We start from the raw sequence: 25,614 nt of genomic DNA on the forward strand, positions 1-25,614 counted from the left end.
TCCAGCACCTCGACGTTGTTGCGGCGCAGCTCCAGCGTGGCGGTGTCGGACAGCACGGCCATGTAGGCTTGGACCGCGCTGTAGAGCACGGTCATCTCGGTCGTACGAAGGCCCTCGCGCTGGCTGTAGACGGTCGACTCGAAGCGGCGGACGGTGTTGTCGGTCTGGAAGCCGTTGAACAGGGTCTGGTTGACGGTGATGCCGGCGCCGCCCGGCAGCGTCGTCTGGTTGACCTGCGCGCCCGAGATGCGGCCCTCGAACTTCTGCACGCCGATATCCGCCTCGACGCTGACGGTCGGCCGGTAGCCGGCCTGCGCCGCGGCGACGTTCTCGTCGGAGGCGCGCACGCCGGCCCGGCCGGCGTTGAGCTGCGGGTTGCCCGCATAGGCCCGCGCCAGGGCGCTCTCGAGCGTCTCCGCCGAGGCCGGGGCGCCCGCCGACAGGCCGGTTGCAAGCGCGAGGCCGGTGAGCAGACGCCCATGGGCCGTCCGCTTGCGTGCCGTCGCGGATCGAAGATCTCTCACGTCACTCAGCCCTTGCGGTTTCTCGAACGAACCGGACGCCGCCCCTTTCGGGGACGGCCGAGCGCGACGCTGCGCGCGATCCGGGACGAAGCCCGCCCTGCGGAAACTTTAACGGGGCTTTAAGCCCCCGTCCCGGGGGAGTCCTGCCGAGGCGGACGAATCGCCGGCGGGTGGAGCAAAAAGGCGACACTCCCTCAAGGCCGCCCCGCTCCGGGCTCCCCTCAGAAGGAGAAGCCGGTCTCCGCCGCGAAGGCGGGAAGCGCGGGCAGGCTCGCGTCGAAGAGCGGGCGGGCACCCACCGCCTCGCCGGCGCGCACGTAGAGGGTGGCCTTGGCCGCCCGGTCGGCGCCGAGGACGCAGACGAGCCGGCCGCCATCGGCGAGCTGGTCGAGAAGCGCCTGCGGCCGCGTCTCGACCCGGCCCTCGACGAGGATCGCGTCGAAGGGCGCCTGCGAGGGAGCGCCCGCGGCGAGCGGGCCCTCGACCACCTCGGCGAGCCCGTCGAGGCGCTCCCGCGCGGCGCCCGCCAGGGCCGGCACCGATTCGAGCGCCGTCACCCGCGCACCGAGCCGGGCGAGCAGGGCCGCGCCGTAGCCGTAGCCGGCGCCGACATCGAGGGCACGGGTCCCCGGCCTGACCGAGAGCGCCTGGACCATCCGGGCGAGCAGCATCGGCGCGGGCACCACCCGCGCCTCGCCGCCCCCGAGGGGCACGCTGCGGTCGGTATAGGCGAAATCCTCCTGCCCCTGCGGCACGAAGCGCTCGCGGGGGACGGCGTCGAACGCGTCGAGGACGGTGACATCGTTGACGTCGAAGGTCCGAAGCTGACAATCGACCATGAGGCGTCGCGCCTGCGCGTAATCGAGCATGGTGCCGTCCGTTCCGTCCTTGAGCGCCGCGGCCCTGTCGCCGGCCTCGCGAGCGGGGCCGTGGAGCGGCCGGTTTGTCGTGGATCACCCGGCAAAAGGCAAGGATCGGCCCGCAACACCCTCTCCGCCGCCCGCGCGCCGGTTAAGGCTTCGTCAACGCCGCGGCCCGACGCCATAACCTCCGGGGCGCGCCATCCCTGCCGGCGGAGGGCGTCCTCTTTCCCCCGCCACGAGGTCGACACGCGCGGAAAGAACTGGGGGGACGGCGAGAAGCCCTCCGCCGGATACATCGCCCGGCTGCCCTGGGGCGGCGAGGACGGAAAGGCGTGGGTCGAGAAGGCGATCGCCCGGGCGGAGCAGGTCGCCCGGAGAGGACGGACGTCCGCCGCGTCCCGGACCGTCGGCCGGGCTCTGCGCACCGGAGGCGGGCTCGGCCCTGAGGGTGGAGAATCGAGAGACGATGGAGGCCTCGCCCGGAATCGAACCGGGGTGCAAGGATTTGCAGTCCTCTGCGTAACCACTCCGCCACGAGGCCTCTCCCCGCGCCCGGTGGGCGAACGGGTCCGGCCTCTGGCGGAGGAGACCGGGAGCGGGTCTCTATCAGAGGCGGACGGCCCGGGGCAACGGCCTTTCGCGCGCCGCGCCGCCGATCCCCGGCGGCATGACGAAATCGTCATGCCCGCCTCGGCCCGGCCTTGCGCTGCCCGGCGCCGGTGTGTAGAGGACGCGCCGTGATCCCCGATAGCTCAGTTGGTAGAGCAAGCGACTGTTAATCGCTTTGTCGCAGGTTCGAGTCCTGCTCGGGGAGCCAGCCACCTTCTCCGGACCGCAGCGCCGACCGAGCACCGCAGATTCGCGCGTGCGCGGACGATCCGTCTAGGCCTGCGTGGTCCCGTCCGGGCGGCACCGGCCGCGGGATGCGGTGGAGATCGGCGCGCGGCGCCTTCCCTTCGCCGCCGGCCCCGCCACATCACCGCGATGGCGCTTCCCCGGACGCTCATCGACCCGAGGCGGATCTATCTCGAGCCGGCCGTGCGCGACTATGCGCGGGGCCGGGAGGTGCTCGCCCGCTTCCCGCAGGCGGAGACGATCGAGGTCGAGAGCCATTGGCGCATCCCGGAGCTGCGGGAAGGCGCGGACGCCGCCGACTGGCTGCGCGTGAAGCGCGAGACCCTGGTGCTCGGCGTCAAGAAGGGGCTCGCCATGCGCCCCAACGGCCGCTCGGCGGACTTCATCGCGCCCTCCTCCTCGAACGGCTGCGCGATGGCCTGCGCCTACTGCTACGTGCCCCGCCGCAAGGGCTACGCGAACCCGGTCAGCGTGTTCGTGAACGTCGAGGCGATCGCGGGCGCGATCGGACGGCACGCCGCGCGGCTCGGGCCCAAGCCGGAGCCGAACACCGTCGATCCCGCTGACTGGGTCTACGACCTCGGCGAGAACGGCGACCTCTCCCTCGACGCCGCCGTCTCCAACAACGTGCGCGACCTCGTGGCCGCCTTCCGGGACATCCCCGGCGCCAAGGGCTCCTTCGCCACGAAGCTCGTCAACCGCGACCTCCTCGCCTACGAGCCCCGCGGGCGCACCCGGGTGCGCTTCTCCCTGATGCCGGAGGCGATGGCGCGGGTCGTCGACGTGCGGACCTCGCCGATGTCGGAGCGGATCGCGGCGATCAACGACTTCGTGGCGGCGGGCTACGAGGTCCACGTCAACTTCAGCCCCGTGATCGTGCACGAGGGCTGGGAGCCCGAGTGGCGGGCCCTGTTCCGCGAGATCGACGACACGCTGACCCCGGCGGCCAAGGCCCAGCTCAAGTGCGAGATCATCATGCTCACGCACAATGCCGGCCTCCACGAGGTCAACCTCGCCTGGCACCCGAAGGCCGAGGACTGGCTGTGGCGCCCGGACCTCCAGGAGGCGAAGGTCAGCCAAGGCGGGATGGAGAACCTGCGCTACCGGCGCGCCTGGAAGCGGCGCTGGCTCGACCAGCTCCTCGCCTGGCGCGAGGCCCTGATCCCGTACTGCGCGGTGCGCTACGCCTTCTGACGGGCGCCGCCACATCAGCCCCCTGGGCTGGCGCGCAGCCGCCGGCAGGGGGCGGGTCCGGCCTCGCAAGCGGGGCCGCGAGCGTCGCGGGAGGCCGCGTCGCTGTTCGCCAAGGGAATGTCGCTGGCGTACTGCTTCGGCCCTGTCAGCCGTCCCGAGGGCAATCCACTTCTGCCCGCTACGGCCCCCTGGGACCGCCTCACGCAGCTTTTCGGGCACCCAAGCGCGGAACGAGTTAGATGCCGTTCTTGCACCGGATGACGCGTCAGGCCCGAGCGAAGATGTGCAGCAGCACGAGGCCTGCGGCGGTGAGGATGTTACCCTGAGCCGCGCCGCTGAGGGCATAGGAGGTCGAGAGGCCGACCGCGTGATACGGCTGCTTCAGATCGGCGATGAAGCCGCGCAGCTCGTCGGCAGTGTGCTTGGCGACGAGGGTGATGCGAGCCGCGCTCCAGGCGAGCTTCAGCGCGGAGCGAAAGCAGCCCCATCCACACAAGCCCAAATTCACGCCATCCGGCTCCGTTGACGGTTGCGGACCATGCGGTCGTTCTCGTCCTGTTCTCACGGGCGAGGGTCGGACATGGCAAGCGCGCAGGAAGCGACGGGCTACCGGCTCACCGAGGCCGAGACGATTGCACTCCGCTACCATCAGGCCGCGCGGGGTGATGCCTGGGCCGCGCTCGTTCAGGCAATCGAGGATGCGTTGGCAACCTTACCGAGGCCGAGCGCCGGTCTCTGCGGCGGGATCGAGCGGCATCCTGATCGGCTTCATAGGCGCCCGCTGGCAGGGATAGCTCGACCGGCCGCCGCCATAGGCCGGCACGATTCCTGCGACGCACTCCGCCCTTCCAGACCTACTCAGCCCGCCCGGTTCGCCGCGGCGGGCTTTTTCGTCTCAGTCGATGATCTCGACCACCCGCCTCGTGCCCGGCTCGACCAGGACCGGGTGATCGTTCACGACGGTGTAGTTGTAATTCGGCAAGGCGAACTCGGGCGGAACATCGTAGTAGACGACACCGTCGGCCGGCAGAACCGTGCCTACCCGAAGCTGGCCTCGGTAGGAGAACGAGGGGCGCCTTTCGCCGAGAGCGTAAATGCGGAAGCGATCCCGACGGTCGATGCCAAGGATGCCGTTGGCAGTGCCGACCGCTGCCCCGATTGCGCCGCCCACCACAGCGCCGAGGGGCCCTGCGACCGAGTCGCCGCGTGCCGCGCCATCTTCGGCGCCGCGAACAAGCCCTTGGCTGAACGTCGGGCCAGTCAACGCGATTGTGCCGACTGCCAGCGAGGCCGCGTAGATCAGCAGCTTGCCCATTCATCCCGCTCCATCACCATCACCCGGAAAGCGGTGCGGCAGCCCTCTCATACCGCGTATCCCGTGCCGGGACAGGCGGTCATTGCCGCATCCACACGCCCAGCTAACAGTCCCGGTCCATCATCCGTCCAAGGCCGCGTTGCGTATCTACCCTCGCTGGTGAGATCGGATGCCCCCCACCCCGTGAGCAGATTGGGGCGGAGATGGGCGCCATGCGTCACCGCCAGATTACGCTCTGACACGCACGCTCTTCGCCGTGAACAGCAGGAGCGTCTACGTAGCTAAGACGGGGGAAGGTACTGGTCTCGCGTGCAGTGCTCGGTTGGAAAGGCCGAATGACGCTAGGATCTAATAATCTCTGTAGCTCGCAATAGGTCAACAAGGGGCGACAGACTTGGGCAACTGGATGCCTGCCGCCGGGCGCTAGCCAACAACGCTCATCGCGCCGTTGCGCGATGACACACTTCGACGGTTCGGATGCTGGCAGTGGCAGATAGGTCGCCGTCCAACGGGAACGATGGCGACGCTCGTCCAATCCCGAACTCGGTCAGCGCGCTCTAAGCCTCGCTGCTGAATCGAGAGAGGCTCGCGGCGAGATCGGCTTTCCGGAAGGGCTTGGTGAGGCGGGGCAGATCGGGATCGAGCCCTTCGCGCTCTGCGTAGCCCGAGACCAGCAGGATCGTAGTACCGGGTCGCGATGTACGGACAATGCCAGCGAGGTCCGTTCCGCTGACACCAGGCATCAGGTGGTCCGTGACGAGGACATCGAACTTCAGCCCGCTGTCCAGCAGTTGCATAGCCTGCTCGCCGGAAGCGGCCTCGACCACGGTGTATCCAAGGTCCGCGAGCATGTCCGCCGTGCTGGCGCGGACCAACTCCTCATCGTCCACCAGTAGGACAGTGCCTTGGGCAGCCTGCCCCTCTGACGCTTCGACCCCGCGCGTCTCCGCGACAGGCAGGAGCATGCTGCGCGGCAACCAAAGCTCGACGTTGGTGCCCAGGTTCGGGCGGCTCTGAATGGTGAGCGCCCCGTTCAGTTGCGACGCCAGGCCGTGGACCATGGAGAGACCGAGGCCGGTGCCCTTTCCGATGCCCTTCGTCGAGAAGAACGGCTCGACCGCACGGGCGAGCGTCGCCGCGTCCATGCCGGCGCCGGTGTCGGCGACGGACAGGCAGATGTAGTGACCAGCCGGAAGATTCGAGCGGTGGCCGGGACGGATCGACTCGGCACTAGCGGAGATGCGCAGGGTGCCGCCCTCGGGCATGGCGTCGCGCGCGTTCACTGAGAGGTTCAGAAGCGCCATCTCCAGCTGGTTCGCGTCAGCGACCGCCGGCGGCAGATCGTCGGGCGCGCTGACCACCACTTTGATCTGCGGCCCCGTCGTGCTGGCGACGAGCTCGCCCATGCCGGTCACGAGCTTCGCAACGTCGACCGGCACGGCCTGGAGAGGTTGACGGCGAGCGAAGGCAAGAAGGCGTTGCACGAGCGTCTTCGCGCGTTCGGCCGATTGAGCAGCGCCGGCAATGAGGCGCTGCTCCCGCTCGCCGCCGACGTTCCTTCGCTGGAGCATGTCGAGCACCCCGACGATCGGGGTGAGGAGGTTGTTGAAGTCGTGAGCGACGCCTCCCGTGAGCTGTCCCATTGCTTCCATCTTCTGACTCTGCCGCAGCGCTTCTTGAGCCTCCTCTCGATCGGCGATGGCTTTGGCGATCCGTGTCTCCAGCGTCGCGTTGAGCTCGCGCAAGGCCTCCTCGGCCGCCTTGCGGGCCGTGATCTCAACGGCGGTCCCAGCCACCCGAAGGCAGCGTCCCGCGGCATCAAACACACCGCGTCCCTTCGCAGCCACCCACCGGACGATGCCGTCCTCCTTCCCGACCGTACGGTAATCGACATCGTAGAGCGCACGCCGCTCCGGGTCCGCTGCAGCCGCGTAGGCGGCGCTCGTCGCGTCGCGGTCGTCCGGGTGCAAGCCGTCGTAGAAGTCCCGCATGGTCACCGGCACCTCGGCCGAGATGCCGAACATGGCCTTGGTCCGCGGCGGCCAGATCAGGATGTCGTTGACGACGTCGACGTCCCAGAATCCCACGTCGGCGTTGTCGACGGCGAGACGTAGCCTTTCCTCGCTCTCGCGCAGGCGCGCTTCGGCACCGACCCGCTCGACATGGGCCCAGCATCGTTCGACGACCTCCCGTATGAGTGTGACCTCGCTAGGCTCCCAATTACGAGGTCGGTCCTGGTGGACCGCCATCATCGCCGCCAGCCGCCCGTCCTTGACGAGCGGGCAGCAGACGATTGCGCCGATGCCGATGGCCTGGAACATCTCGCGGCCCTCACCCGCGCCGACTTCGCCAGCGACGTCACGCACGATCAGCGTCCGCCCGGCCCGCATGTCGGCGGCAGCGCGTGGCCCGAAGAGGTCGAGACTGTAGGTGCCGGTGGAGCTCGCGATGCCGGGGGCATTGTAGTCGCTGCGGATCCAGAAGCGATCGCTATCGGTGTCGACGTCAGCGTAGGCGCACCGAGACACTCCGAGTTTCCGTCCCAGCAACTCGGTCGCGGCGAGCATGGCGTCCGACGCCTGTCGGGCTCCGAACAGGCGGGCATCGAGCTCGTCGAAGAAGCGCAGCCGCGCCTCGCTTTCGCGCAGAGCAGCTTCTGCTTCGTGTTCGGCGGTGCGGTCGCGAAAGATTTTCACGTAGCCGCCGTGGTCCATGGCGAGCGGCATCAACAGGCCGGAGCCCCAGAAAAGGGAACCGTCCTTGCGGACGTGCCAGCGCTCATTGACCGCCCGACCTCGCTCGCGGGCACGCTCGATCTCCCGGTCGAAAACGCCGTCGGCCCGGTCATGGTCCGTATAGAAGAAGTCGCCCCTGGTGCCGATCACGTCGTCGGCACGATGTCCGACGATGCGCTCGGCCCCGCTGTTCCAGCCCGTGAGGATCCCGTCCCCGTCGAAGGTGATGATCGCGAAATCTTCGGCGCCCTCGACGATCTGGCGATAGCGCGCCTCGCTTGTACGGACCTTGGCCTCGGCTCCGACCCGCTCCACGACCAGCCCGGCCGTGCGGACGACAAAGTCGACGATCTCGAGGTCTGCGGGCTGTGGCTCGCGTGGTTCGCGATGGTACAGGGCGAACGTCCCGAGCACCGCGCCCTGCGAGGAGCGGATGGGGATCGACCAGCAGGCTCGCAGAGCGTGCCCGAGCGCCAACTCGCGGAAATCCTCCCAAAGGAGATCGGACGCGATGTCGGAGACGAACACCGGCTCGTTCCGGAACGCGGCCGTACCGCATGAGCCGACGCTCGGACCGATCGCGATTCCGTCGATCGCATCGTTGTAGGCGTCGGGCAGGCTCGGGCCTGCACCGTGGCGCAGGTGGCGGCCGTCCTCGTCCAGCAGGAGGATGCTCCCGAGCAGCCCCGATGCGGACAGCCCCTCGACCTCGCGCACGATCGCTTCCAGCGTCAGGCGGGAAGGAGCCTCCTGCACGGCGAGTTCCAGGATGCGGTTCTGTGCTGCACCGAGCGCCGCCGCCCGATCGCGCGCCTGCGCCAAGCGCGCGTTCTCGATGGCGATGGTCGCCAAGCGACCCAGGCTTTCCAGACGTTCGACGGTCGCCTGATCGTGCTCGACGACATCGGCCCAATAGGCCCCGAGCGCCGCGACCGGCGTCGGCCGACCGATAGGGACCATGACGAGACTGCGCACGAAGGTTCGCGCATAGGCCTCCTGAGGAACGCGTGGATCAAGCCGGACGTCGCTGATCAAGACCGTCTTGCCGTGGCGCATCGCCCAGCCCGAGATGCAGGCATCAGCAGGGAACGTCTGGCCCTGCCATAACGGTGACACGGCGTCCTCAGCGACATACGCACATCGGCCGCCGTCGTTGACGATGACGGCGACGCCCTGTGCACCAACGGTCACGCGCGCGGTCTCGCGCAGCACGTCGACCACCTCGTCCATCGACCTCGCGGTGACCAGGCGCTCGCTCGCGTTCAAGACATGGGACAGCCGTTCCTTCCCATCGTGATCAGACGAACCGGTGTAGGCTGCGGCTGAGGTAGGCACGGAGATCCTCCTTCGCTCTCCGATACCAGCTTGGTCCGATGCTGCCTAATCAATCGCCTGCGGCAGCAGCCTTAGGATGCGCTGCTGCCGCAGTGGCAAAAGGAGACTACGCAGCGAAGTCGCCCGGCCCGGCCCGGCACGCGGTGCTCGGCTCCGGCCTTCATACGCTCGGCCGGTATCGTCCAGACCTTCGCGGACAGATCGATCCCGGCCCAGGTCGCGCCGATGGTCTCGCCCGTCCGCGCTGCCGTCAGGATCGTGAAGGCCAGCGCCTTCGCAACGACGCCGGGCTGTTCGGCGAGGGCTTTGGCGAACGCCGGCACCTCAGCGAACGGAAGGGCCGCATGGTGCTGCACCTTCGCGACCTTGGATCGCTTGGCGAGCAGGTTGGACAGATGGCCCTTCCACCGGGCGGGGTTCTCGCCCTCGCGGTAACCGCGGGTGCGCGCCCAATCCAGCACACTCTCGATCCGACCACGCACGCGCGTCGCAGTTTCAGTCTCGCTCGCCCAAATCGGCTCCAGCACCTTCAGGACGAGGGTCGTATCGACATCCGCGACCGGCAGCTTGCCGAAGACGGTTGAGGCGTAGGTATCCAGGGTCGCAGTCCACTGCGCCGCGTGCTTGGCGTTGCGCCAGCCGGCCTTGTGCGCCTCGATGTAGGCGGCAGCACACTGGTCGAAGGTCATGGCGCCGGCGGTGTCGAGGTCCTTGCGCGCCTTCTCGGTCTTGCGTGCTTCGATTGGGTCGATGCCGTCCGCGAGCATCCTACGGAAGCCTGCCGCCCGCTCGCGCGCTTCGGCCAGGGTGAACAGCGAGGCCGACCCCAAGCCCATCTCGCGGGCACGGCCCTGGAGCATGAACCGGAGTATCCACGACTTCGCGCCGCGGGCGGTCACCTCAAGCCACAGGCCTTCACCGTCGCCTTACATGCCGGCGGCCTTCGTGCGGGTGACCGACAGCGCGGTCAGCTTGCCCATGGGGAAGGTGCCGTCCCCCAACCTTACCCACAATGTAGGGCTCGGTCATGGGCGAAAGCCAGCGGTCGCCTACGGGATAGCGGGGATTGCTTTCTGCTTTGCCGTCAGCGGCTTATCGATGGTTGGCGGCGAGCGGCGGCTGTGGAACTGGCGGAAGGGGTGTCCGTCGCCTGCCCGGTAGGGGCAGGGCTAGCGGATTGAGATTACAGGGATATACGGGGGCGCCCTCCCCTCTGATGTATCCCATTTTGTATCCCGCCCTCCCCTTCCAGGAAGGCGTCCGATGAGCGGGGACCTTGGCCCCATAGGCTTCGAGGCCGTGGTGCACGCGTGGAAGCCCACCGGCCGACTGCGCTATGCCGCTAAAGCGAACACGCCCTGCATACCCCCGGCTCTTCAGCAAGAGTGGGCGTGCGAAAACCACGGCGAGCGCGAGTGGCGCAACGTACCCTTCGTCGTACTCGCAGAGCCAACGGCCCCGCTCGTCCCCTCCCCCGCCTCCAGCGTTCAGGGAGGTGGGTGATGGGCTGGGCTGTCGGATACGACGACCGCCTGAGCCGCGATGTCGGCTACGGCGTTCCCGCGAAGTGTGATCATCCCGGATGCGACGCGGAGATCGACCGCGGGCTAGCGCACATCTGCGGCGGTGATCCCTATGGCGGTGAGCACGGCTGCGGCCTGCATTTCTGCGGCTCGCACCTGTTCATGAGTGGCCGACGGTCAGAGCACCCCGGAAGGCCACAGCTCTGTGAGGCTTGCTACCACGAGCGCGAGCCCTTTCCGCAAAAGCCCGACGTGCCGGAGTGGCTTGAGCATAAGCTCAGCGCGCCGAGCTGGGAGGAGTGGCGCACTGAGCATCCTGCCGAGGTCGCCGCAGCGCGCTTGGCCGTGTCTGGCCCCGTACGCTTCACTGTCTTCAGCGTTCAAGGACATGAGTGATGCCCGCCTTAGTTTGCCTATCGCAGGATCGCGTGGAGCGCGGTCGAACGGTTCCGGGCGATAAAGAATGCGACGACCTTCTCCAAGAGCTTCGCCAAGTGACTGGGGAGGACTGGATTGTCCTCACCTATACGCAGAGACATCCACGTGGCTTCTTCGATGCCGTTCGTGGGCGGCCACCAATTTCGTTCCTGATCTACTCGCTCTACGCCGACTGCCATGGCGAGTGGCAGGTCATCAACTGCTTCACGCGGGAAGGCGTGTCGATCTTCAACCTCGGCGCGGAAAGCCGGGAAACGGTCATGAACTACATGCTCGGCTATGTCGCCGGCATCTACGCGGCGCAGCGGCGGCCTCCGCTCTTGGCGACTGAGGGAGACCTTCAGTGAGCACCACTTCCGGACCATGGACCGTTCTGTTCGAGAATTGTGGCAATGGCGCAAACATCGGCGTGATCCACGATGGTCTCCCGATCACTCTAGCCTGGACGGGGGCCGTACGTAGTCCCGCCGTCCTTCGGAGCCACAAAGCAATTGAAAACGCAGAGGCAGTTGCCAATGCTCACTTGATGGCAGCAGCATTCGAGATGCTTCCAGCGGGAAAGCATCTCGCAATCAAACTCGCTGAAGCCTACCGCGCCGCCGGTGTCGATCCCGCCAAATGTCAGGCCATACACGAATGGATGGCGGTCGCCGCAAAGGCCGACCCCACCCCCTCCACACCGGATACGGGAGGCAAGAAATGACGGCGATCATGCAATGGGAGATCGACCGCAAGCGGTTCAGCGCGCTCAAGGACTCCGGCATCTTTCCCCTGCCCAAGGCCCGCGACCTGATCCTTCATGCGGCCTTAGATGACGTGATCGCCAACGGCGGTACGCTCGTCGTGGTGGCGACTGAGGACAAACTGACGGTCGTTCAGCGAGCCGACACGGAAGACCTCACCCCCTCGGAGCCGGAGGACGGACGATGAGGGAGCATTCGGTTCCGAAGAACCCTGACCCCTGGCCGCGCCTCTACTGGTTCCGGTTCGGCGGTGAAGGGCTACCGGTTTCTCTGCCTTCCCTGAAGACGCCGACGCACCTTCGCTGGCGTCGCATCCATGGCGTCCAGTTCGGGCGGTGGTTCTTCGGCGTCATTGAGGGGGGTCCTGGCACTCAGTGGACGCCAGACCCCGCCTCCCCTTCATCCCCCATCCCGGTCGAGCGCGGGGGAGGCAAGCCGTGAGGGTCCTCGTCTGCGGAGGGCGTGACTACGGTGTCGTCCCTCGTGACCTCATCCGGGCACCCTGGGGCCATTATGCTCGCCAGCGTGCCGAGGATCAGATCGCGCGCCTCAACCGGACGCTATCCGAACGCGAACGGCCAAGCGTCGTCATCCATGGGGCCGCCGCCGGGGCAGACGAGTTCGCGCGCCGCTGGGCCAAGCACAACGGCGTGTCCGACGAGCCCTATCCTGCCAATTGGTATCCGAACGGCCGAGCCGGCGGCCTCGACAAGGCGGCGGGACCGAACCGCAACGCCCGCATGATCGCCGAGGGCAAGCCCGACCTCGTGATCGCCTTCCCTGGCGGCAAGGGCACCGCTGACATGATCCGCAAGGCTCGGGCTGCCGGCATCCCGGTCGAGATCGTGGAGGAGAAGACGCCATGAGCGATCTCCCCGACGACTTCTCCTTCCCGCCGCTGCCGGCGACCGTCATCGGTCACGTCCAGCGATGGCACCCTATCGAGACAGCGCCGACGGATGGCGTGGCGATCCTTCTTGCCGTGGCCGATGAATGGGTGACGTGCGGTCGGCATTGCCCCGACGAGGGCTGGTACGAGCTGGGGAACGACCCGAGCGACGTGTGGGGAGGCCCGTTCTACCCCACTCACTGGATGCCCCTCCCGCCCCCTCCTGCGGGGACGTGACGAAGCGGGACCTGATCTAAGGAGGAGAGGATGGACGAGGACGAATTCGCGATCTGCATCGCCTGCCAATGCCCGGTGAAGGACGGCGACCTCTACTACGAGGACGTGACCGAGGGGCCGCTGCACGCAGCCTGCTGTGGACCTGAGCCGGAGAGCTACCACCGCAATGGCGAGCCTCTGAAGCCCGGCGATCCGATCCCGGAGCCCGAGATCTATCGCTCGCTTCGACGGCTGCACAGCTAGGCTAGGGTGGCCCCGATCTAACACCGCCATGGCGGCGTGGGAGGAGAGAAGACCGATGAGCTACGACGACATCGACTTTCCGATGCCTGCTCCCGGATGGATGCCAGTTGAAACCGCGCCGCGAGACGGCACCGAGATCATCTTGACGGATGGCGCAGACGTGGCCGCGGGGTTTTGGGACAACGGCGATCATCGCCCTCGCGGAGAAGGGCGTTGGCTTTTTGAATGCGATCGCGGCAACGAGCAGACTGCAAGACGCTGGCACCCTACCCATTGGCAGTGGCTTCCAGACCCGCCCGCCCCCTAGCTCAGGGCAGGAGCGACGGGAGGGGTCAGGGCGGGTGATGTCGCCGTTGCCGGCACGGGCCATGGTCGTTACAGCCCCGCAATGCCTAACAAGCTCATCGCGCTCCTTGAGCGTCTCAAGGCGCACCAGCGCACACTGATCCTTGCTGCCGCCGAAGTCGACGCGCTGCCGGCGGCGAGCGTCATCCGCCAGATCGCGGAACTGGAGAACGTGATCGCGGCCGTCGAGGCGGTCGCCGAGGAAGAGCGGCGGAGGCCGCGGTAGGCCCCCTACGCCACCGCCACCGGCAACTCGCCGACCTGCGTGGTGTAGCGCGGGCTCCTCATCTCGAATTTTGTCGACCAGTCGCGCTTGGCGACGAGCCCGGCGCGCGCCGGCACCACGGCGCCGCGGCCGAAGCGCGCGTTGCAGGCGTCCATCGCCGCCATCAGCGGCCCTGAGCGCTCGCGATCGAGCTGCCCGATCAGTGCCCGCTGGCTCATCGCGAGCGGCACGAGGTCGACGGTGATGACGCCCGCTTTCGAGTAGCGCCAGGGCGGATCGCGCTGGTCGAGCCAGGTCCTGGCGACGCCGTGGCGCGCCGCCTTGATCAGGGTCAGGGTATCGTTCGAGGCCTCCGGCAGCCGCACCGTGGTCGAGATCGAGCGCATCGGCTCGCCGCGGTCATGCTCGCTGGTGTGGTAGAAGACGGTGACGTGGTCGGTGCCGAGGCCCTCCCGCCGCAGCTTCTCGCCGAGCCGGGTGCAGTGGGCCGAGACCGCCTCCTCGAGGCGCGCTCGGTCGGTGATGCGTGAGGAGAACGAGCGCGTCACGGCGCAGCCCTTCCGGGTCGCCGGCAGCGCTTCGAAGGGCAGGCACGGCAACCCGCGCAACTCGTAGATCAGGCGCTCGCCGACCACCGTCATGGCCTTGCGCACCGGCCGCGGGTCGAGGTCGCGGAGATCCGCCACCGAGTCGACGCCCATGGCCTCGAGCTTGGCGAGCGAGGCGCGGCCGATCCCCCAGACCTCGCCGACATGCACCCGGCAGAGCCAGTAGGCTGAGGCGGCATCGTCCGTGAGATCGCAGACCCCGCCGAGCTCTGGCACGCTCTTGGCAATGTGGTTGGCCAGTTTCGCCAGCGTCTTTGTCGGGCCGATCCCGACGCAGGTCGGGATGCCGGTCCAGGCCCGCACCGTGGCGCGCAGGTCCCGCGCTAGCTCGACGCGCTCGCCCTCCCGCACGTCGGAGAGGTCGAGGAACGATTCGTCGATGGAGTAGATCTCCACACGCGGCGCGAACCCCCGATAGACCTCGTTCGTCCGCCGGCTCATGTCGCCGTAGAGGGTGTAGTTCGACGAGAACACCCGCACGCCCTGGCTGCGGCACATCTCTCGGATCTGGAAGTAGGGCGTGCCCATCTTGATCCCGAGCGCCTTGGCCTCGCTCGTCCGGGCGATCGCGCAGCCGTCGTTGTTCGAGAGCACCACCACGGGCACGCGGTCGAGCTTCGGATCGAACACCCGCTCGCAGGAGCAGTAGAAGCTGTTGCCGTCGATCAGCGCGACGGCGCGGGTCATCGCACGGCCGCCGCCCGCGGGAGATGCCAGCGGAACGAGAAGCGGCTCACACCCCAGATCTCGACCTCCGTCACATCGTCGACGGCGAAGGCCGGCATCTCCTCGTTGTCGAAGGCGAGCCGGGCCCGGTTGCCGTCGAGGCGGAAGCGCTTGATCGACATCTGCCCGTCGACGTTGGCGACGACGATGCTGCCGTGCACGGGCGAGAGGCTACGGTCGACGCAGGCGAGGTCGCGGTCGAAGATGCCGGCGCCGCGCATCGAGTCGCCCCGGACCTGCCAGAGGAAGGTGGCCGGCGGGTTCGGGACGAGCCAGCGCGGCAACTCCAGCGCGCCTTCGAGGAAGTCGTCGGCCGGGCTCGGGAAGCCCGCGCAAAGCGCCTGACCCATGAGCGGCACCCGCACGAGGCCGGAAGGCAAATCGGCCGGGTCGATGATGCGATAGGCGGACGCGACCCTGCCCATCTGGGCTAGGCCCTGGTGCGTGAGCGTGCCGGACGGACACGGCCCTTGGGGGCTCGCCACTCGGGATTGCCAAGCCGACGGCTTCTGGTCGACGCGTCCGCCAAGGCATCCCTGATGGCGAGGCGAAGCGCTGCCGACGGATTGCCGGCGGCGCGCGCGAGGTAGACCTCGGCGGTGCGCTCGATCTCCGAGGCCCTCCCGGCCGTATGCACCATATCCATCGACTCGCTCCCGGATGAGAACGAATGTAGAACAGATCGGTTGCGCAAGGGTCAACGGCCGAGGTCGCAGAGCCCCCTGTGGATGGATGTGGACGGCGCAACAGCTGCGATTTTATCGCGTCTGCATCGCATTTGCGCTTGCGAATATCGCAGGCGTGTGCGATATTATCGCCATGAAGCAGATCGCCTTCACCGCCGCCGCCCTGAAGAGCCTCCGCAAGCTCCCGAAGGCCGCCCGCCTCGCCATTCTGGCGAAGGTCGAGGCCTACGCTGAGACGGGCGCCGGCAACACGAAGGCGCTGGTCGGCCGCCCCGGCGTCCGCCTGCGGAGCGGCGACTACCGCGCCCTGTTCATTGAGACGGCCGACGCGATCGAGGTCTTTGCGGTGGGCAATCGCCGTGACATCTACGACTGAGGAGAGGCGACCATGAAGCCCCAGATCATCAAGACCGACGGCGGCGAAGAACTCGTCGTCCTCACCCGCCGGGCGTACGACGCTCTTCTGGCTCGCGCCGGTGACGAGGATGCCGAGGATCGTGCAACCGCGCGCCTCGCCGAGGATCATCTCGCCGACGAGGCCGAGGGCCGGACCGCCACCGTTCCGCACTGGTTCGTGAAGCTCGTCGCCGAGCACGACTCGCCGGTGACCGCGGCCCGCAAGCACAAGGGCCTGACGCAGGCCGGGCTCTGCGCCGTCCTCGGCATCTCGCAGGGGCATCTGAGCGACATCGAGCGCGGGCGCCGCAGCCTGACCGACGAGCAGCGCCGTCAGATCGCCAGCGCGACCGGCGTGGAGGCCGCTTGGCTCGTCGACTGAGGGGCGGCCGCCACTTGCCCGGCCGGGCAACCCGCGTACCCTGCGACCATGCCCGACGCACCCCAGACCCTCGGCGATCTCATCAAGGCGAAGGTGCTGAGCATTGAGCAGCTTCACGCCGCGGCCGACGCCTACATGGTCGATCCGACGACGACGCTGTTCGTGTTCGAGGGCGCGGGCTACGCCGTGAACCCGGCGGAATCAGTGCGGGCGCACCGGCAGGCGTCGGACGTGCTCAGGGACCCTAACGCCTCGCGCGGCTTCAAGCGGACCATGGTGCTGACGGCGTTGGTTTTGGGGCCGGTAGAGAAGCGCTGAGCGTTGCCAAATGAAGATTACGAACTTAATCGACTTGGCCATTTCCAAATCCATGGCAGAGTTTTCCAACAGAGGGAAGGAATGGCTTATTTTATCGTTCCGATTGGGCGGCCTACTTCCAAAGTCCTTGCTGGTAGCTAATCTTCAGCGTGTATCGCAATTCGACATGCTTATTTGCGCCATGGAAAGGGAGCTTATAGAAGATATCAATTCTGGTAATTCAGGTTCAGTATCATCATTGTCTATGCTTTCGGCTTTATGGATTGCTGACTTATATGAAGTTATGCGTGTTATGCATACTAACGAAAGAAATCATATATTGGAACATACCGTCCGCACTGATAGACTTTATCGAAAGATAGAGAATTTGAGAATTGCATTGTGCAAGCACGAAATAGCAAAAGATGCTAAAATTAAGGGTTCTATTGCATTCAAAGCTTTCGGCGATAGGGATGCAGACCAAACATACATATATGACAAGTCTGATGGTCTTCGTTCACACATTATGCCATGCGGTATTTCGCTTAGAGGCTCGCTCTGCTGGCAAGCTGTTGATGGCAGAACATCGGAAAGCGAATGGTTGGAGCGTCGCTATCTGGCTGATGAATTCCTTTTAGCATATCAAGCTTCTCAGATGCCCGCTTCCGCAGAGCCGTAGCTTCGAGCCTCGGTCTGCATCAAAGCAAAAAGCCCGCCGCGGCGAACCGGGCGGGCTGAGTCACTCAGGAAGAACCCTTGGGAAGGTTCGGCGCGGAACTTAGACTAAAGTAGGAGATCGCCAAGGCCTGGCATACCAGATGGTGAAGACGGCTAAGGCGGCCCCCGATCCAGCCATCCCTGCCAGCGGGCGCCGAAGTAGCCGATGAGGATGCCGATCCCGACCCCGGCGCAGAGGGCAACGTCCCAGCTCACGGCGCCCTCGCCACGATCTCGAAGTTCAGCGGGGGCAGCATCACGACGATGGACCAGCCGAGCGCCCGCTGGAGCGGGTTGCAGTCGTAGGCCAGCACGCCATTGAGGCGGCCGCGGCCCGGCATGGCGTCGAGCGGGATGAACGGCCCCGTGATTTCGGTTTCATTGCCGACCTCGCCGTAGGCGTCGAAGCGCTCGGGCTCGAAGTCGAGGCGGCGGCCGGCTCCGTCGATGATCCACCAGCGCCGGGTCAGCTCGCACTGGCGCGTGCGGACGCGGTTGCCCTTCACGAGCAGGCGCTCGCCGACGCGGACCTGTCCGTTCGGGTTCACGACCTCCCGGCTGATCTGCCGGACGGGTGGCTCACGGTCGACGGCCATGGAGAAGATCCACGCGAAGCCGAGCAGCATCAGGCTCCAGTAGAGGACGCTGGCGACGCGCTCGCTCATCGGCTTGCGGCGGGACGGCCCATGCGCGAGTTCGATGGCGCGGGCGAACATCAGGCTGCTGGCTTCGATCTCGGGATCGGGCACCTCGGGACGATGCAGGATGCTCATGGATGCGGAATGCCGCCCTTGATGATGATCGTGCCGAGGATCGCGGTCAGGATGACCCCGCCGATGATCTGCACGACCCACTTGTTCCAGTTGCGGAGGCCCTGGACCTCTTCCTCAAGAGCCTTCAGCTCCGCCTTGGTGGCGAAGCTGCTCTTCAGCTCCCGCAGCTCGCCTCGAAGCTCCGTCACCATGCGGCCGACCTCTTCGACCTTTTGGTTCGTGACCGCCTGCGCGATCTGAAGGGCGACCAGGGACGTCGGATCGCCGGCACTATCGGGCATGGTCACCTCGGGTCCGTCGTCCGGCCCGCCTCTCTGATGGGTGTCGAGCATGGTCGGGCCCTCGCGCGGCTGGCCTCACGAGAGGGGAGTCAGCGCTGCGGCGCCCCGGGGATCGCGCCCGGTACACCCGTGGTCCGCTCGTAGGTGCGCTGGAAGCCAAGGCCGAGGAGACCGGCCAGGATCGGCCAGAGGTCGTTCATGGCGAGCGTCGGCGGCGCCGGAAACGCCACGTCGAGCGCGACGCCCACGATGGCGCCGGCCCAGGTGACGACGGGGGCGACCACGTACTGGTAGGCGAGCCCGGCCACGCAGACCCACGCCGCGGCTGGCCGCCAGCGCGACGAGAAGCGGTCGTTGCCCTGGGCCTCGGCGAGGTTGATGGCGGCCTGCTGCTCGTTCTGGGCCTGCACGGCGGCGGTGAGCGCCGTCTCCCGCGCCGTCAGCGCCTGCTCGATCTCGCGCTGTGCCTCGGCCTTCTGCGTCGGGTCCGGGATGGTGCGGTCGACGATGACCTTGGCGATCTCCGCCACGCTCGGGATCGCCGCGCCGATGCCGGCACCGATCGCGGGGCCCGCGCCACCGGTCACGATGCCGCCGATGATGGAGCCGATCGCTCCGCCGATGCCACCGGCCATGGTCAGTTCTCCTTCTTCGGGGGATAGGCGCCGCGAAGCCGCGCCAGCATCGAGGCCCAGAAACCGGGCTTGCTCGGCTCGGCGGCCGGTGGCGAGACGGGCTTTGGCGACGCCGGAGCCGCCACGGCGCCGGGGTTCCGGTATGGGGGCGGCGCGAGCGGCTTCGCCTCGACCGGCGGCGTCGGCACGCTGGCGGCGACCCCGCCCGGCCGATGCCCCGCCGCCTTCAGCGCACCTTGGAAGTCGCGAAAGTAGCTCGCGATGGCCGCGGCCTTGTCCTGGCGGTTGATGATCCACCGCGCGCCGGTCGGGTCGCTGAGGCCGGCCCGGAAGTAGTCTCCGAGCTTCTTGCCGGTGAACCAGCCCTCTTGCATCCCGAGGTACATCACGGCCGCCGCCACGTCGGGCGCCATCGCCATGTCGGGATTGATCTCGAGATCCTGGCCCCGGACGAGGTAGCCCCGGTTCAGAAGCTCCCCCGTGGCTCGGCGGTAGTTCGATCGGCCCGTGAGCTGGACGTAGCCTCGGCCGCAGAACAGCACGCCGTCGCCCGGCGTCAGGTTGCCGAGCTCGCGCGCCTTGGCCGGCCGTTCGCCGGTGATGTCGTACATGCGCTGGTAGTAGGCCGCGCCGCCGTACTCCTTGACCGGCAGCATCGTACGGGCGGTTTCGTGGAAGGCCGTCGCAAGGCAGTAGGCGAAGGCATCCGTGCCGAGATCGACCGGACAGGTGTCGAGCAGCGCCACCATCCCATTGACCTGGGACTGCGTGAGGCTTCCAGCGAAGGGCTTCGCGCGCACGGCAGCGAAGAACGCCTGCCTGTCGAGGGCAGCGGCCATGGGATCACCTTGGGTCTGAGGAACTGAGGTCGGCGCTACCGATGCGCCACGACGGTGAAGGCGACGGCCTGTGCGAGGCTCAGCGCGAGGATGGCGTAGAGGGTCAGCTTCACCGAGTTGGCGGCCACGACGCGGGCTTGGCCGATGACGAGGCCGGCCGGGAGATCGGCGCCCGTCGCGTAGACGTCGATCGGCTCACCGACCGCGAGCGCGTCGCCCGTGATGGCCGGGACGACGGTGAAGGTGATGCTCGTCGTTCCGAGCAGCGCGATCGCCGGGACGGTGGCGGTCGCCGTAAACCGCGCGCTGATGTTGAGGGTGTCGGCGGCCTGGAGTTGCTGCGGCAGGCCGTCGGAGCCGACGACGAGCGGCTTGCGGATGGCCACGGCCCGTCACCGTCAGAGCAGGATCGGAAGCTCGATGTCGACCTCGAGTTCGGTCGACGAGAGCGCCGAGCCGACGCAGACGTTGACCTGCCCGGCCGTGGTCGGTGCGGTCGCCGTGAGCTTGCCGGGGTTGGCCGCGTCGAGGAAGTAGTAGGTCCCGAACGCAAGGCCGCCGGTCGTACCGGCCACCGTATCCCACTGCGCCGTCGTCCCGGTCAGGATGCCACCCTGCGCGACGCTGCCCGTGGCGCCCGCCGCGACGTTGGCGTCGTAGACGAGCCCGATGATCTTCGCGGTCGCCTTGGCGTTCGCCTGCCCGCGCTTCACGCCGGTGCCGGTCGAGGCGTAAACGGGCGTGCCGAACGGGATCGCGACGCTCTCGCCGTTGATGGCCGGCCGCAGCGAGGGTGCGTTCGTCGGCACCGAGATCGCGTCGCCGGATTGAAGCTGCTGGGGCAGGCCATCGTCGCCGAGCACCAGGGGTTTGCGCTGGACCATCGTCGTCTCCTTCAGAGCAGGACAGGATCGGTGGGATCGACCACGAGTGTGGTCGGCGAAGCGGCGAGCCCGATGCACGTCAGGGCGGCGGCGGTGCGGTCGGGATCGGCCGTAAGGCCGCCGGCAGGGCCGAGGAAGTACGGCAGGCCGGGCGCGAGCGTCGGCGCGCCGAGGACCACGGACCAATCGTCCAGCGTGACGGCGCCACGGGCCGGACGCAGCGTGAAGCCCTCTGCGGTGTCGGCTTCGGCAAGACCCACGACGAGAGCGAGCGGGTAGATGTCGGCGCGGGCCGGGAGTAGCCGGCCGGTCGCGCGGGACACCACCACCGGCTGTCCCCGCAGGATGTCGGCCTCGCACACCGTCGCGATTCCGAAGATCTCGCCGATGGCCGGCTTTCGTGCGAACACGCCGTTCAGGTAGGCGAGCGCCGCGTCCGTACTGGTGAACCGGTCGCCCGCCGCGTCTGTCAGGTCGTCGAAGGCGAAGGGCCCGAACTCGTTGGTCGTGCGCACCTTCAGCCGGACCGAGATGCCGGCGTCCGTCACCACCGCCATGAGGGTGCGCGGCGCGTAGGTCTGGAGCGCGCCCTCGATCACGATGCGGTCGTCGGCGTCGCTGTACCAGATCGCTGTCACGGCCCCGGCCCCATGCTGAGCGGCAGGTAGACCACCGCCTCGGACTGGATCACGAAAGGCACCGTCCCGGTCAGGTAGATCGCGCAGCCGTTCGCGAGGAACCCGTTGAGGGTCTGGATGCCCATGCGGAAGCTTACCCGCTCGGCCACGCCCGAGCCTCGCAGCGTGTAGTCGGCGGTCTGCACCGGGGTGCCGGTTCCGACGTCGAGGTCGGCGACGATGCTCCCACCCCCGTAGGCCGGGATCACGAGCAGGTTGACGATGATGTCCTGCCAGTCGCCGTAGCCGCCGGGGCGGGCGACGAGGCGGTTTCCGATCCACGCGACCGCCGTGAAGGGTGGCCGCAGGAAGTTCTGCGTCTGCGCCGGGTCGGGGACGAAGCGGAGTTGCTGCCGCACGCCGGCGGCGAAGGCATCCTCCGGGTCGACGCGCATGTCGGCGATCCGCAACTGGCCGAACCCCCTGGCCGTCGCGTCCTTGCCGGGCGCGCCGGGAGGGCCCTGCGGCGGCAGTGTGAGCGGAGTCAGGACGGTGCGCATGGAGCGAGCCGGTCAGGCGAACGGGCCTAAACGCCCTGGACGGCGCCGAGATGGGAAAGCTCGTCCTGGAGGGCCGAGACCAGCGCGAGGGCGGCGAGGCGGCCCGTCTCGGCAGCTTCGGCCGCCTTCAGGGCCTCACCGATCTGCCCTTCCAGTGCGGCTTTCTCGGCGGTCAGGCGGTCGATCTCGGCGACGAGCCGCGCGTTCTCCTCGCCGATGGCGGCGGCTACCGCCGGCAGGTCGGACGGTTCGGCCGGGAGCACGCGGGCGAACTCCTCAACGCCGTCCTCGCCGATCTGCCGCTTGATCCGGCGGATGTGGGCAGCGGCGTTCCCGTCCTCGTCGAAGCGGACGAGGGCTTCGTAGAGGTGGATCTTCACGGTCTCGGCCATGGCGGTCCCTAGATTGCCGCGTCGGTGGCGGAGAGCCGCCAGACATTCGAGTTGTCGACGTAGGCGGCCTTATTGTTCGCGGGCGCCGCGTCGGAGCACCACCCTCGGCCGCCGGGGCCGATGAGCGACCCGGCCGGCTTCGTGGCGATGGTGAAATTGAAGTCCTTGAACGGGGTCAGCCCCGAGACGGGGCCGCCCTGATAGCCGCCGAGGCGCAGGCCGGCGTTGGCGAGTGAACCGCTCTGCGCCTGGATCGAGGGGCCGGAAGTCCCCGTCGCACCGGTGATCGCGACGAAGGCGACGGCCCCGGTCGTGTTGTTGACGATGGCTTGCCGCGTCCCGCCGGTCCGAAGGTCGATCGCGCCGCCAGCCGTGTCGATCTGGAGGCCCGTGTTCGTCTCACCGACCTGCTTGATGAGCGCCCGCACGCCTGTGAGGCCCGCCGTCATCTCAATCGCGTTCACGGCGGCGCCGAGCGCCTTCAGCGTAACGCCGCCGAACTTGGAACCCGTGCCGTTGATCGTGTTGACCTCGAGGCCCGTCGCGGTCGGGATGCGGAACTCGATCCGGTCCTCGTAGATGCGCTGCTCGATGAGCTGCGCGACCCAGCCGATCATCGGCAGCGACTTCGCCGGCGAGGCGACCGAGGTGTAGCCAGTGCCCGGCCGGGTCGTGTTGCCGTCGACGTTGCCGGAGCGGTCGGTCCACCCGGTCGGCGAGCCGCAGATCGGCACGTCGTCGTAGGTGTCCGAGGTGCGGCCGCGGGCGCTGCCTCGGTCGAAGTTCACCTGGGCACTGCGGAGATCCGGGTTTGCCCGGTGCAGGATCCAGATCTGGTTCTTGAGGCGGGTCTTGTTGAAGCTGATGTTGAAGCCGCTCTTGATGAGCAGGCCGTTGATGTTGCCGGCGTGCCAGAAGTGGTCGTTCACGCGCGCGGAGGTGGTCTCCATCGCCTCGATGATCACGTCCCAGCCGGCGATCGTGACGGAGGCACCGGCCGGCAGCGTCGGGAAGCCGGCGAAGGGCGTGGTGAGGGTGATCGTGGTGTCGTCGGCCGACGAGATCGTGACACCCTTGTCGAAGGCGCCGGCGGTGTTCGCGATCTGCGCGCCGGGCGCCCCAGCGTTAAGGAGCGGCAGCACCCACGCCTGACCGGATGCCGCGCCGCTGTAGGGCATTTCGACCAAGACCACCGTCGGGCTCTCGACGTAGCGGACCGGGTACGAGCCCCAATAGGTCCCGTACATGACGCCGGTGTCGAGCCAGACGTCGTCGTTCCAGACGAGGCCGTGCGGCGAGGCGTGGACGAGAGCGATGTAGTTCGTCGCCGGGCAGGACAGACCGCCGCTCGTCGTGGTGGTGATCGACCGGCCATTGGCGGCGGCGCCATCCGCGAGGGGCGCGTCGATCGAGACGGACGATCCGACCGCCTTGGCGGTGTAGCCGTGCGTTCCGGTGCCCGCGTTGATGTTCGCCGCGATCAGGACGGCGGTCGCGCCGCGATCGGTCGTGAAGGGGATCGAGGCCGTGAGAAGCTGCACGCTGCCGGCGACGGTGACGGCGTCGACTTGGCCGACGATCTCGGGACCGACGCTGATCCGTGCGCGGGCGCGCGAGCCGATATAGGTGCCCGCGCCGAGGAAGATGGAGCCGCGGTTCTCGACCGTGCAGGCGATCTTGGTGGCGAGCGCCAGCTTCACGAAGCCGTTGCCGTCGTCCGAAACGCCGAGGATCGGCAGGCTGCGCTTGGCGGCGTTGGTGAGCGTGCCCTGAAGGAAGTAGCTCTCGACGCAGGGGCCGCGCGTGTCTCCGCGCAGGCGCAGGTTGCACTTGGCGCCGATGCTGCGGAAGTTGGCGAACTTGGCCTCGCCGAGGGCGTAGAAATCGTAGGCGACCTCGTAGCAGCTCAAGGCCTCGATATTGGTCGCCTGGATGCCTAGCGTCGCGTTGATCCGGATCGCGTAGTTGCACTTCTCGAAGATGATGTTGACGAGGTTGTCGGCCGCGCCTGTGCCATCGAACTGCATGGCGACGTCGAGGTCGCGGAAATGCAGGCTATCGGCGAGGGAAAAGCGCCGGCCGTCTCCCTGGTAGACGAGACCCATCCTGCCGATAACGACGGCGCCGGTGCTGGAGAACAGCGAGAAGCCGGACCAGCGGGTGCGGAAGTCCTTCGCGATGAAGGTGACGCCGTCGAGCCGACTCGTGAAGGTGCCATCGCCGAGCGCGCCCATGCCGGTGCCGGTCGTCGGGACCGTGGTCGGCGTCGTGAGACGGTAGCTGCCTGCGGGGAGGCGCAGCGGCTTGCCCGTGATGGTCGGGAACTGGTTGCCGAGGACAGTCGCGCCCGCCGTCTGCCACGCGAGCAGGTCGGCGCCGAGGGGTGTGTCCTGCGCGGTGCCGTCGCCGGGCGCGGTACCAATGCCGAGACGCGCCTTTGGCGTCGCACCGACGATCCGGCTATCATCGCCCGCCGCAAGCGTGCCGGCGGCCATGCCAGTGTTCTTCGTGGCCGCGTCGCCGAGAGAGGAGGTATCGGGCTTCTTCGCATCCAGCTTCGCGAGGGTATTCGCGCTGGTGCCGGCGCCTCCCACTACGTCGCTGACCGCACCCGAGCGGGCCGCAGCGGCCTTGTTCGCAGCATCTGTCGCAGCCGCCGATATCGCATCCGACTTGGCCGCGTTCGCCTTCGACGTGGCATCGGTCGCCGCTGCGGCGGCCACGGCCTGATCCGCCTGCGCCGCCGCCTGTGCCACAGCCGCATCGCCGCCGGTGAGCGCGTCGGACAGTCCCTTGAGCGTCTGCCGGCCTGTGGGGGCCCCGCCAATGAGGTCCGCCACCTGCTCGTCCGTGTAGGAGCGGTCGACCGGACCCTGAGGCCCGACCACCATCGGCTCGGTCGCGATCCGGCCTTCGTAGGGCTGAGCAGGAATGAGCACTGGCGCCTGGGCCGGCAGGGCGATGCCCGCGGAGCCGGAACCGGGGTGCACACGGAACTGGACGCGACCGAGCCAGTCCGCCGGCGCCGGGTCGTTCGGATCGGGGTGCCAGAGGATGTCGGCGGCCACCGCCGTGACCGCCTTCACGCGAAAGGTCCGCGCGGCAACCGGCAGGTCGAGCGTGAAGTAGGCCGGCGCCGACCCGCTCGCCGGCACGAACACCAGCGAGCCGTCGTTCGAGTCCGCCGTCGCTACCGGCGCCCCGCCCTGCACGGCCGTGACCGCCGCCACGAGCCGCCCTCCGGAATAGTCGGCCGGGGTCGCGCTCGGGGCCAGCGGGACCGCGAGGCGCCAGTCGGCCGTGTCGAGCACGGCGGTCAGGGTCGCCATGTCAGGCGGTCCGGCCACGGTTGGAGG

At 68.0% G+C, this 25,614-nt stretch carries 32 protein-coding genes and 2 tRNA genes; 15 read left to right on the plus strand and 19 right to left on the minus strand.

Annotated elements, in window-relative coordinates; all coding sequences use genetic code 11:
• The 3 genes from MFF04_RS19810 to MFF04_RS19820 all read right to left on the minus strand — a co-directional run.
• The coding region (locus MFF04_RS19810) for a TolC family protein (RefSeq protein WP_238278600.1) at positions 1-473 on the minus strand (473 nt) is incomplete at its 3' end.
• A gap of 272 nt (positions 474-745) precedes the next feature.
• Positions 746-1,393, minus strand: a complete 648-nt coding sequence (locus tag MFF04_RS19815) for a protein-L-isoaspartate O-methyltransferase family protein (protein ID WP_238278415.1) — start codon at positions 1,391-1,393, stop codon at positions 746-748.
• A gap of 461 nt (positions 1,394-1,854) precedes the next feature.
• A tRNA-Cys gene (locus MFF04_RS19820) sits at positions 1,855-1,928 on the minus strand.
• 200 nt (positions 1,929-2,128) lie between these two features.
• On the opposite strand from MFF04_RS19820, the gene MFF04_RS19825 reads away from it, so the two are divergent.
• Together MFF04_RS19825 and MFF04_RS19830 are read left to right on the plus strand one after the other, a co-directional pair.
• Positions 2,129-2,204: transfer RNA gene (locus MFF04_RS19825), tRNA-Asn, on the plus strand.
• 167 nt (positions 2,205-2,371) lie between these two features.
• Positions 2,372-3,436: a spore photoproduct lyase family protein gene (locus MFF04_RS19830; protein WP_238278417.1), complete on the plus strand. Its 1,065-nt coding sequence runs from the start codon at positions 2,372-2,374 to the stop codon at positions 3,434-3,436.
• A gap of 265 nt (positions 3,437-3,701) precedes the next feature.
• Here MFF04_RS19830 and MFF04_RS19835 read toward each other — a convergent pair whose 3' ends face one another.
• The 4 genes from MFF04_RS19835 to MFF04_RS19850 form a co-directional block, all read right to left on the minus strand.
• Entirely contained in the window at positions 3,702-3,944 is a 243-nt protein-coding gene (locus MFF04_RS19835) for a hypothetical protein (RefSeq protein WP_238278419.1), read from the minus strand.
• A gap of 387 nt (positions 3,945-4,331) precedes the next feature.
• Positions 4,332-4,751: a DUF1236 domain-containing protein gene (locus tag MFF04_RS19840; RefSeq protein ID WP_238278421.1), complete on the minus strand. Its 420-nt coding sequence runs from the start codon at positions 4,749-4,751 to the stop codon at positions 4,332-4,334.
• Between the two features lie 557 nt (positions 4,752-5,308).
• Entirely contained in the window at positions 5,309-8,821 is a 3,513-nt protein-coding gene (locus MFF04_RS19845) for a GAF domain-containing protein (RefSeq protein ID WP_238278423.1), read from the minus strand.
• A gap of 71 nt (positions 8,822-8,892) precedes the next feature.
• Complete coding sequence (locus MFF04_RS19850; protein WP_306308069.1) at positions 8,893-9,732, minus strand: tyrosine-type recombinase/integrase; 840 nt, start codon at positions 9,730-9,732, stop codon at positions 8,893-8,895.
• A gap of 591 nt (positions 9,733-10,323) precedes the next feature.
• Between MFF04_RS19850 and MFF04_RS19855 the strand changes: the two genes are divergently transcribed.
• From MFF04_RS19855 to MFF04_RS19895, 9 genes are all read left to right on the plus strand, one after another.
• Positions 10,324-10,740, plus strand: coding sequence for a hypothetical protein (locus MFF04_RS19855; RefSeq protein WP_238278425.1), 417 nt, complete (start codon positions 10,324-10,326; stop codon positions 10,738-10,740).
• Positions 10,740-11,129: a hypothetical protein gene (locus MFF04_RS19860; RefSeq protein WP_238278427.1), complete on the plus strand. Its 390-nt coding sequence runs from the start codon at positions 10,740-10,742 to the stop codon at positions 11,127-11,129. Before MFF04_RS19855 ends, MFF04_RS19860 begins: the two co-directional genes overlap by 1 nt.
• Complete coding sequence (locus MFF04_RS19865) at positions 11,126-11,485, plus strand: XkdD/Y8K6 family phage-associated protein (protein ID WP_238278429.1); 360 nt, start codon at positions 11,126-11,128, stop codon at positions 11,483-11,485. Before MFF04_RS19860 ends, MFF04_RS19865 begins: the two co-directional genes overlap by 4 nt.
• Positions 11,482-11,712, plus strand: coding sequence for a hypothetical protein (locus MFF04_RS19870; RefSeq protein ID WP_238278431.1), 231 nt, complete (start codon positions 11,482-11,484; stop codon positions 11,710-11,712). Before MFF04_RS19865 ends, MFF04_RS19870 begins: the two co-directional genes overlap by 4 nt.
• 250 nt (positions 11,713-11,962) lie before the next feature.
• Positions 11,963-12,391: an SLOG family protein gene (locus MFF04_RS19875; protein ID WP_238278433.1), complete on the plus strand. Its 429-nt coding sequence runs from the start codon at positions 11,963-11,965 to the stop codon at positions 12,389-12,391.
• The gene (locus tag MFF04_RS19880) at positions 12,388-12,651 is read left to right on the plus strand and encodes a hypothetical protein (RefSeq protein ID WP_238278435.1); all 264 of its coding nucleotides are present in this window, start codon (positions 12,388-12,390) and stop codon (positions 12,649-12,651) included. Before MFF04_RS19875 ends, MFF04_RS19880 begins: the two co-directional genes overlap by 4 nt.
• A gap of 30 nt (positions 12,652-12,681) precedes the next feature.
• Positions 12,682-12,894, plus strand: coding sequence for a hypothetical protein (locus MFF04_RS19885; protein ID WP_043854812.1), 213 nt, complete (start codon positions 12,682-12,684; stop codon positions 12,892-12,894).
• 55 nt (positions 12,895-12,949) lie between these two features.
• A complete protein-coding gene (locus MFF04_RS19890; RefSeq protein ID WP_044121111.1) occupies positions 12,950-13,201 on the plus strand; it encodes a hypothetical protein in 252 nt (83 codons plus the stop codon).
• An 81-nt stretch (positions 13,202-13,282) separates the two neighbouring features.
• Entirely contained in the window at positions 13,283-13,465 is a 183-nt protein-coding gene (locus MFF04_RS19895; protein WP_238278437.1) for a hypothetical protein, read from the plus strand.
• Positions 13,466-13,470: 5 nt separating this feature from the next.
• Here MFF04_RS19895 and MFF04_RS19900 read toward each other — a convergent pair whose 3' ends face one another.
• The gene (locus tag MFF04_RS19900) at positions 13,471-14,760 is read right to left on the minus strand and encodes a Y-family DNA polymerase (protein ID WP_238278438.1); all 1,290 of its coding nucleotides are present in this window, start codon (positions 14,758-14,760) and stop codon (positions 13,471-13,473) included.
• On the minus strand, positions 14,757-15,224 hold the full coding sequence (locus MFF04_RS19905; RefSeq protein WP_238278440.1) for a LexA family protein: 468 nt from the start codon (positions 15,222-15,224) through the stop codon (positions 14,757-14,759). The genes MFF04_RS19900 and MFF04_RS19905 overlap by 4 nt, the downstream gene beginning before the upstream one ends.
• A gap of 394 nt (positions 15,225-15,618) precedes the next feature.
• Here MFF04_RS19905 and MFF04_RS19910 point away from each other — a divergent pair, with 394 nt between their 5' ends.
• The 4 genes from MFF04_RS19910 to MFF04_RS19925 are packed head-to-tail and all read left to right on the plus strand — an operon-like array spanning position 15,619 to position 17,239.
• Positions 15,619-15,861, plus strand: coding sequence for a type II toxin-antitoxin system RelE family toxin (locus MFF04_RS19910; protein ID WP_238278442.1), 243 nt, complete (start codon positions 15,619-15,621; stop codon positions 15,859-15,861).
• Positions 15,862-15,873: 12 nt separating this feature from the next.
• Positions 15,874-16,263, plus strand: a complete 390-nt coding sequence (locus tag MFF04_RS19915) for a helix-turn-helix domain-containing protein (protein WP_238278444.1) — start codon at positions 15,874-15,876, stop codon at positions 16,261-16,263.
• 48 nt (positions 16,264-16,311) lie between these two features.
• Positions 16,312-16,581 (plus strand): hypothetical protein, encoded by a 270-nt coding sequence (locus MFF04_RS19920; RefSeq protein ID WP_238278446.1) that lies wholly within the window; start codon positions 16,312-16,314, stop codon positions 16,579-16,581.
• A gap of 10 nt (positions 16,582-16,591) precedes the next feature.
• Entirely contained in the window at positions 16,592-17,239 is a 648-nt protein-coding gene (locus MFF04_RS19925; protein WP_238278448.1) for a hypothetical protein, read from the plus strand.
• Positions 17,240-17,489: 250 nt separating this feature from the next.
• Here MFF04_RS19925 and MFF04_RS19930 read toward each other — a convergent pair whose 3' ends face one another.
• The 10 genes from MFF04_RS19930 to MFF04_RS19975 are packed head-to-tail and all read right to left on the minus strand — an operon-like array spanning position 17,490 to position 25,587.
• Positions 17,490-18,050: a hypothetical protein gene (locus MFF04_RS19930; RefSeq protein WP_238278450.1), complete on the minus strand. Its 561-nt coding sequence runs from the start codon at positions 18,048-18,050 to the stop codon at positions 17,490-17,492.
• Entirely contained in the window at positions 18,047-18,382 is a 336-nt protein-coding gene (locus MFF04_RS19935; RefSeq protein WP_238278452.1) for a hypothetical protein, read from the minus strand. The genes MFF04_RS19930 and MFF04_RS19935 overlap by 4 nt, the downstream gene beginning before the upstream one ends.
• 38 nt (positions 18,383-18,420) lie before the next feature.
• Positions 18,421-18,966, minus strand: a complete 546-nt coding sequence (locus MFF04_RS19940; RefSeq protein ID WP_238278454.1) for a 3TM-type holin — start codon at positions 18,964-18,966, stop codon at positions 18,421-18,423.
• A gap of 2 nt (positions 18,967-18,968) precedes the next feature.
• Positions 18,969-19,805 carry a hypothetical protein gene (locus MFF04_RS19945; protein WP_238278456.1) on the minus strand — a complete coding sequence of 279 codons (837 nt, stop codon included), beginning with the start codon at positions 19,803-19,805 and terminating at the stop codon, positions 18,969-18,971.
• A gap of 35 nt (positions 19,806-19,840) precedes the next feature.
• Positions 19,841-20,191, minus strand: a complete 351-nt coding sequence (locus MFF04_RS19950) for a hypothetical protein (RefSeq protein WP_238278457.1) — start codon at positions 20,189-20,191, stop codon at positions 19,841-19,843.
• 12 nt (positions 20,192-20,203) lie between these two features.
• Positions 20,204-20,689, minus strand: a complete 486-nt coding sequence (locus MFF04_RS19955) for a hypothetical protein (protein WP_238278459.1) — start codon at positions 20,687-20,689, stop codon at positions 20,204-20,206.
• An 11-nt stretch (positions 20,690-20,700) separates the two neighbouring features.
• The gene (locus tag MFF04_RS19960; protein ID WP_238278461.1) at positions 20,701-21,327 is read right to left on the minus strand and encodes a ribosome maturation factor RimM; all 627 of its coding nucleotides are present in this window, start codon (positions 21,325-21,327) and stop codon (positions 20,701-20,703) included.
• Positions 21,324-21,866: a hypothetical protein gene (locus MFF04_RS19965; protein ID WP_238278463.1), complete on the minus strand. Its 543-nt coding sequence runs from the start codon at positions 21,864-21,866 to the stop codon at positions 21,324-21,326. The genes MFF04_RS19960 and MFF04_RS19965 overlap by 4 nt, the downstream gene beginning before the upstream one ends.
• A 26-nt stretch (positions 21,867-21,892) precedes the next feature.
• Entirely contained in the window at positions 21,893-22,258 is a 366-nt protein-coding gene (locus MFF04_RS19970) for a hypothetical protein (RefSeq protein ID WP_238278465.1), read from the minus strand.
• Between the two features lie 8 nt (positions 22,259-22,266).
• Entirely contained in the window at positions 22,267-25,587 is a 3,321-nt protein-coding gene (locus MFF04_RS19975; protein ID WP_238278467.1) for a hypothetical protein, read from the minus strand.
• Positions 25,588-25,614 lie beyond the last annotated feature (27 nt).

Origin of the sequence: Methylobacterium jeotgali, from assembly GCF_022179345.1 — a bacterium.
In the GTDB taxonomy this organism is placed as follows: Bacteria; Pseudomonadota; Alphaproteobacteria; order Rhizobiales; family Beijerinckiaceae; genus Methylobacterium; species Methylobacterium jeotgali.